The 2487-nt window shown below is 62.8% G+C and carries 1 protein-coding gene; it reads right to left on the reverse strand.

Annotation, left to right across the window (positions count from 1 at the left end; all coding sequences use genetic code 11):
* Positions 1-155 precede the first annotated feature (155 nt).
* The gene (locus ACZ4RZ_RS50110; RefSeq protein WP_467754342.1) at positions 156-1940 is read right to left on the reverse strand and encodes a reverse transcriptase/maturase family protein; all 1785 of its coding nucleotides are present in this window, start codon (positions 1938-1940) and stop codon (positions 156-158) included.
* Positions 1941-2487 lie beyond the last annotated feature (547 nt).

Raw genomic sequence — 2487 nt, forward strand, 5'->3', positions numbered from 1 at the left:
TGGTGCCGGTAGACGCACTTCTCGGCGGCTTCTCCCAGGTTGTGCCAGAGAGTACTGGTGGGCCGTCGGCGAGGTGCCTGCTGAGCAGGTCCTTTTCCCACGACCCCCAGCCCGAACGACGCGTGCGACTTTCACCGCACGTCGCTCTCCGGTGACTAGTCCGTGACTGCTGGCAGATGTGTTGCACCGTGGATGTCCGCGTGACAACTCCCGCAGACCACGAGGGCTTTGCGGTGTCTTGCGGCCATGAGATCTGCCCACGGCGGCCGGTGTCCGGATCGTCCGAGGTCGGCGAGTTTGGCGACGTGATGGACTTCCACCTTGTCGACGCGTCCGCACGCCTCGCACCGCCCGGCCAGGAGCCGGGTGACCAGCTCCTTGCGTTTGGTGTTGACCGGGGCCAGCCGACGGTCGGTGATGACCGTCTTCTTGTTCTGTCGCAGCGGGATTCCGCCGAACCGTCCGACCAGTGGCTTCCTGCCGGTGCGTTCGACGCGGGCCTCGAAGCACTTGCGCGGCCCGAACGGTGTCTCGACGGTGGTCGCGTACTTGCGGGCCATCTTCGACACCGACGAGCGGTGCTTGTTGGCGAGCGTCATCAACATCGAGGTCTCCATGACCCATTGCAGCCGGGCGAGTCGGAAGACATCGCCGGCCATCAGGTAGTACTGGACGATGCCGCGGTACTCCGACCCGTAGGTGCTGATGATGACGTGGTCGTCCTGGTTCAGCAGCTCGGGGCGGCGCGCGGGTTTCCCACGCTCCTTGTACTGGGCTTGCTTGGCAGATACCACCGAACGAGGGACACGCAAGCCGACAGTCCCATTGACAGAGCGCCGTCTGCCGGAGACCTTGCGGTCGTTGTGAAGCACGGTGATGTCGTAGCCGAGGAACCTCGCCGCCCCGGTCCGGGCGTGCGTGATGAGCGTCTTCTCCGGCGACAGTTCCAGCTTGAGATCGTCCCGCAGGAACCGGGCCAAACGCTCTTTGATTTCTTCGGTTTCTGCCTTCGGTCCGGCGAACCCGAGGAGGGTGTCGTCGGCATAACGCACATACCTCAACCGCCGGTAGCCGGGATCCTGAGTATCCATGCTGGGCATGCTGTGGAGTTGCTTGCGCAGTTCCCGCACCTTGGTTTGGTCGCCGCGCTTGCGGGCGCTCGCCATCGCCGCCCACACCCGATGAAAGGCGCGGTTCGGTTTTCTGACACGTCCCCGGGTGTACTCCGGGATAAGAACCTTCTCGATGTACTCATCCATCCTGTGTAGGTAAATATTGGACAGGATCGGTGAGACAACCCCGCCCTGCGGGCTACCACTGTGCGTGGCATTCCAGACCCAGTCCTCCATGTATCCGGCCCTAAGCATGTTCCGCATCAGCCGAAGGAACCGGTTGTCTCGGATCTTCTTGCCCAGGATGCGAAGCATGACCTCGTGGTCAAGCCGGTCGAAACACTGGGCGATGTCTCCTTCGATGAACCAGGCTGTCCCGGTCCAGGTATTGACCACATCGCGTAACGCGGTATGGCAGCCCCGGTGGGGACGGAAACCGTGGGAGGAGTCGGAGAACGTCGGCTCGTAATACGCCTCAAGCAGTAGGCGGATCACCTCGCCGACGAGCTTGTCGCTCCAGGGCGGCAGGCCGAGCGGCCGCAGCTTTGCGCTGCCCCGCCCCTTCGGGATGTAGACCCTGCGAGCTGGGCTCCACCGGTAGCGCTCGTGGCGCAGTGCGTCGATGACGTGCTCAATCTTGCCCAGCGACATGCCGTCCACGGTCTCCCCGTTGACCCCGGGCGTCATCGCTCCCTTGTTGGAGTACAGACGTCCATAGGCCAGTAGATACAACTGCGGATTGAAGAGCTGTCGATACAGTTCATTGCACGGCAGGCCACGCCTGCCGCGTTCACGGAGGACACCCAGCACCGTTTCGGCGCTCTGCATTACGCATACCTCCCGATTCTGTGGTGTCCGATCACCTGGCCCCCTTCGCCCGATGCGGACGGCTTTCCCGTCCTCCTTGGCCGGTCGTGACTCCGGCGACTACTACGGGGCCTCCGTCGCCATAGGAAGATCTCTTCCCGTAGGCGATCCCATGTTCGTCCTTGTCGTACGTCCTAGCGTGATGTAGGTGCCCCACTCATCTCCTTGAATGCCCTCGTTGGGCATCGCTCCGCACTCCGGAGGTTGCGTCGGCCACTGGCATCAAGCCGTCGCAGGGTGCGGCGTCGGTGTCAGGCATTTTTCCGACGGACTTGACCTTCAGTCTTCTGGAGATTGGGGTTCAGGCAATCCAGCTTTCACCGTGTCACGCGGGTCCCTCGACGCCCCGTCTCCAATGCCTGAGCCCGGCCGTCGATTTCCTGGCATGCTGCGGTCCCATCACCGTTTCCGGATTAGGTAAGCCATCAGACCCAAGAACCTCCCTCCAAATTCTTCCCGACTAAATCGGGGATACGACAAGGCGCCTCATGGCGCACTGCCATCGGTC

Source organism: Streptomyces sp. NPDC027189 (assembly GCF_055566975.1).